Origin of the sequence: Cupriavidus basilensis, assembly GCF_029335485.1 — a bacterium.
Classification (GTDB): domain Bacteria; phylum Pseudomonadota; class Gammaproteobacteria; order Burkholderiales; family Burkholderiaceae; genus Cupriavidus; species Cupriavidus basilensis_E.
Genome location: NZ_JARJLM010000041.1, coordinates 1 through 4,193 on the forward strand (window position 1 = coordinate 1; position 4,193 = coordinate 4,193).

At 66.5% G+C, this 4,193-nt stretch carries 5 protein-coding genes; all 5 read left to right on the forward strand.

All coding sequences use genetic code 11. The annotated features are described in order from the left end of the window. Positions 1-580 (forward strand): SURF1 family protein (locus tag P3W85_RS02680; protein WP_276263635.1); only part of this gene is annotated, 580 nt, incomplete at its 5' end. Positions 581-710: 130 nt separating this feature from the next. Continuing rightward, on the forward strand, positions 711-1,367 hold the full coding sequence (locus P3W85_RS02685; RefSeq protein ID WP_276263636.1) for an SCO family protein: 657 nt from the start codon (positions 711-713) through the stop codon (positions 1,365-1,367). A gap of 7 nt (positions 1,368-1,374) precedes the next feature. Further along, the gene (locus P3W85_RS02690) at positions 1,375-2,478 is read left to right on the forward strand and encodes a COX15/CtaA family protein (RefSeq protein ID WP_017228165.1); all 1,104 of its coding nucleotides are present in this window, start codon (positions 1,375-1,377) and stop codon (positions 2,476-2,478) included. Further along, positions 2,475-3,410 carry a heme o synthase gene (locus P3W85_RS02695; RefSeq protein WP_035813375.1) on the forward strand — a complete coding sequence of 312 codons (936 nt, stop codon included), beginning with the start codon at positions 2,475-2,477 and terminating at the stop codon, positions 3,408-3,410. The genes P3W85_RS02690 and P3W85_RS02695 overlap by 4 nt, the downstream gene beginning before the upstream one ends. Before the next feature lie 167 nt (positions 3,411-3,577). After that, positions 3,578-4,193: SCO family protein (locus P3W85_RS02700; protein WP_276263637.1), on the forward strand; the 616-nt coding region annotated here is incomplete at its 3' end.

Here is a 4,193-nt window from a genome sequence, read left to right on the forward strand (position 1 = left end):
ACGTACCCTGGTCGAGGGCCAGGTGGCGGAGCGGCGGGTCCGCGTGCGCGGCCGCTTCGATGCAGACCACACCGTTTTGCTGGACAATCGCCCCCACGGCAACGGAACCGACAGCCGTGCCGGTTTCATGGTGCTGACGCCGCTGCGCGTCGCGACGGAAGATGCTGGCGCGCCGGCGGTGCTGGTGCTGCGTGGCTGGCTGCCCCGCGACGCTCAGGATCGTACGCGCATCGCACCGTTCCCGACGCCCGGGGGGGAGGTGGTGCTGGACGGTACCGCGCTCTCCACGGTGCCCAGAGTCTTCAGCCTGGGCCAGGGCGCTAGCGCGGAGGCGGGCCGGAAAATCCGCCAGAATGTGGATCTTGCCGCTTTCTCCAGGGAACTCGGCGTGCCTTTGCAGCCCTTTGTGCTGGAGCAGCGCAACGACAGCGGCGACGGGCTCGAACGCGACTGGGCGCCGGCAGATAGCGGTGCGGACCGCAACTATGGCTATGCCTTCCAGTGGTTCGGGCTGGCCGCGCTGACCCTGGTGCTGCTGGTGACGCTGAGCTGGCGGCGCGCGGCGCGCATGGCGGCCTGAGGCCGCCGGCGGGCTAGCCCGCGATACGGCACGCACCCGGCAGCGAACCCCTATGGAACGTGGCGGTCAGATGACCGCCGCCGCTGATAACGACAGACAGACCGACAGACCGACAGACCGACGAAACGCCATGCAACAACCAGATCCCGCTTCGGCCCAGGCCGCCCGCGCCGCGCCGCAAGATCCGCGCATCGATGCCCGCACCCGCCGCGGCCGCATGCAGATGCTGCTGCTGTTGCTGGTGTGCGCTTCGCCGGTGATCGCCTCCTACCTGACCTACTACGTGTTCCGGCCGGCGGGCGGGCAGACCAACTACGGCACGCTGATCGAGCCGCAGCGCCCCATGCCGGCGGCGCAGGTCGGCAACGAGCGTGCGGAGTCGGTGCCTCTCGACAGTTTCAAGGGCAAGTGGCTGCTGGTATCGGCCGACGGTGCGGCCTGCGACGAAGCCTGCGCCAGGAAACTGTTCACCATCCGCCAGATCCGCGCGGGCCAGGGCCAGGACCGCGAGCGCATCGTGCCGGTGTGGCTGGTCAGCGACGACGGCCCGATCGATGCCCGCCTTTCGGCCGCCTACAATGAGCCCTACGCCGGGGTGCGCTTCCTGCGCGCCGACCGCGCCGCGCTGCAGAAATGGCTGCCCGCGGAGCCTGGCGCCCGGATCGAGGACACCCTGTTCCTGGTAGACCCGCTGGGAAACCTGATGATGCGCTTCCCCAAGGATCCAGACCCCAAGAAAATGAGTTCGGACCTGAAGAAGCTGCTCAAGTACTCTCATATCGGGTGAGACGCGCATGCTGCTCCAACTCGCCATCATCGGCGTCCTGATTGCGCTGTTCCCTCTCAGCTACGTACTGGTCAAGGGAGACCGCAACAAATACCGCAAGCTGGTGTGGATCACCGCCTTCCTGACGCTGGACCTGATCATGTTCGGCAGCTTCACGCGGCTGACCGACTCGGGCCTGGGCTGCCCGGACTGGCCGGGATGCTATGGCCACTCCAATCCGCATTCGGCCATGGAGCCGATCCGTGCCGCCGAGACTGCCTTGCCCAGCGGGCCCGTCACCATCACCAAGGCGTGGATCGAGATGATCCACCGCTACTTCGCCATGGCGGTGGGCGTACTGATCATCACGCTGATGGTGCTGGCCTGGGTCAAGCGCCGCGAACTCAGGCAGTCGCCCTGGTTTGCCACCGGCGTGCTGCTGCTGGTGTGCGTGCAGGGCGCCTTCGGCGCCTTCACCGTGACGCTCAAGCTGCAGCCCATCATCGTGGTCACGCACCTGATGCTGGGCATGAGCCTGCTGGCGGCGCTGATCTGGCTCGGCTCGCGCAACGATCCGCGGGGGACGATCGCGCCCGCGGCCGGGGCGCTGCGCTGGCCGGCGCGCGTTGCGCTGGCCCTGCTGGTACTGCAGATATTCCTCGGCGGCTGGGTGAGCACCAACTACGCGGTGCTGGCCTGTACCGATTTCCCGCTGTGCAACGGCCAGATGGTGCCCGAGATGGACTTCCGCCACGGCTTCACCCTGTGGCGCCAGCTCGGCATGACCGCGGACGGCGATTACATTCCCCACGCCGCGCTGGTGGCGATCCATTGGGTGCATCGCGGCTTTGCCTTCGTGGTGCTGGCCTTCCTGGCCTGGTTCGGCTTGCAGGCGCGCCGTTTTGCCGGGCTGGCGCGCAGCGCCGGCTGGCTGCTTGGCATGTTGGTGCTGCAGCTGGCCACCGGGCTTTCCAACATCGTGTTCGACTGGCCGCTGGTGGCCGCGGTGGCGCATAACGGCGGCGCGGCGGTCTTGCTGCTGCTGCTGGTCCGCCTCAACTACAATGTAGGGCTCGCGGCCCGGTCCGCAGACATTGCCACGGACGTGCCGGCCGCCGCGCGCGCCACATGAAAGACAAGAACTCCCCAGTGGTTACAGCTACCCACACTCATCCCTTCGGACGGGTTCGTCACCTGGTCCGCCAATACGCCGCCCTGACCAAGCCACGCGTGACGCAGCTGGCCGTCTTCTGCGCCATCATCGGCATGTTCCTGGCCACGCCCGGCATGGTGCCGTGGCCAGTGCTGATCGGTGGGGCCGCCGGCATCTGGCTGCTGGCGGGCGCGGCTTTCGCCATTAACTGCCTGGTCGAACAAAAAATCGATGCGCTGATGCGCCGCACCGCCTGGCGCCCTTCGGCCACCGGCGAAATCACCACGGCGCAGACCCTGGTGTTTTCCGCCGTGCTGGGTGGCGCGGGGATGTGGCTGCTGCATGTGTATACCAACGACCTGACGATGTGGCTGACGGTCGCCACCTTCGTTGGCTACGCGGTGGTGTACACCATTCTGCTGAAGCCGGCCACACCGCAGAATATCGTGATCGGAGGCTTGTCCGGGGCCATGCCGCCGGCGCTGGGCTGGGCGGCCGTGGCCGGCGACGTGCCGGCCGAGGCCTGGTTCCTGGTGCTGATCATCTTCACCTGGACGCCGCCGCACTTCTGGGCCCTCGCGCTGTACCGCCGCGCCGACTATGCCAAATCGGGCCTGCCCATGCTGCCGGTGACGCACGGCGAGCGCTTCACGCTGCTGAACATCCTGCTGTACACCCTGATCATGATCGCGGCCACGCTGCTGCCCTTTGTGTACGGCATGTGCGGCTATATCTACCTGGTGGCCGCGCTGGTCCTGGGGGGCATTTTCCTGGCGTACGCGCTGAAGCTGTTCCGCAACTATTCGGATGCGCTGGCGCAGCGCACTTTCCGTTTTTCGATCCTTTATCTCTCGCTGCTGTTCGCCGCGCTGCTGATCGATCACTATTTCAAGTTCCTGCCGCAGGCCTGAGCGGCCCGCGGCGGCAACGGAATCCGCGCCACGGCTTGCGACATCTTGTCGCGGCGTGAGCGCGTGGCGGCCCCGATCGGCGATACTGCTGTAATCCGTCAATGTGACCTTGCCGTGCCCGGACTCTCTCCGGGCTGTTCCGGGCCGTCAGAACTCCTTGAATCCGCATGCCAAACCGCCTTCCTCCAAGCCTCCTGCCCACCTTCGCGAGCTTCCGCAGGTTCTTCCTGCTGGCGCTGTGCTCCCTGCTGCTTGCTGCTTGCGGCCAGCCGCGGGCATCCTTCAAGAACGTCGATATCACCGGCGGCAGCGAATTCGGCAAGGACTTTGTCCTGACCGATCACAACGGCAAGGTGCGGACGCTGGCCGACTTCAAGGGCAAGGCGGTGGTGATGTTCTTCGGCTACACGCATTGCCCGGATGTCTGCCCGACCACGCTGGCCGAACTCAAGGCGGTGATGGAGCAGCTGGGGCCGGATGCCGGCAAGGTGCAGGTGCTGTTTGTGACCGTCGACCCCGAGCGCGATACGCAGGCCTTGCTGGCGCAATACGTGCCGGCTTTCGACCCGCGTTTCCTGGGCATGCGCCCGGCTGACGATGCCGCGCTGCAGAAGATCGCCAAGGATTTCAAGGTGTTCTACGCCAAGGTGCCGGGTACGTCGCCGTCCAACTACACCATGGACCACTCGGCGGGCAGCTATGTATTCGACCCCAGCGGGAAGCTGCGGCTGTTCATACGCCACGGCCAGGGACCGGAGCCGATCGTGCACGATCTCAAGCAGC

Excerpts from the sequence above, each read along its gene's own strand:
- P3W85_RS02685 (WP_276263636.1), top strand. The coding sequence starts at position 711 with ATGCAACAACCAGATCCCGCTTCGGCCCAGGCCGCCCGCGCCGCGCCG.
- P3W85_RS02690 (WP_017228165.1), top strand. The coding sequence starts at position 1,375 with ATGCTGCTCCAACTCGCCATCATCGGCGTCCTGATTGCGCTGTTCCCT.
- P3W85_RS02695 (WP_035813375.1), top strand. The coding sequence starts at position 2,475 with ATGAAAGACAAGAACTCCCCAGTGGTTACAGCTACCCACACTCATCCC.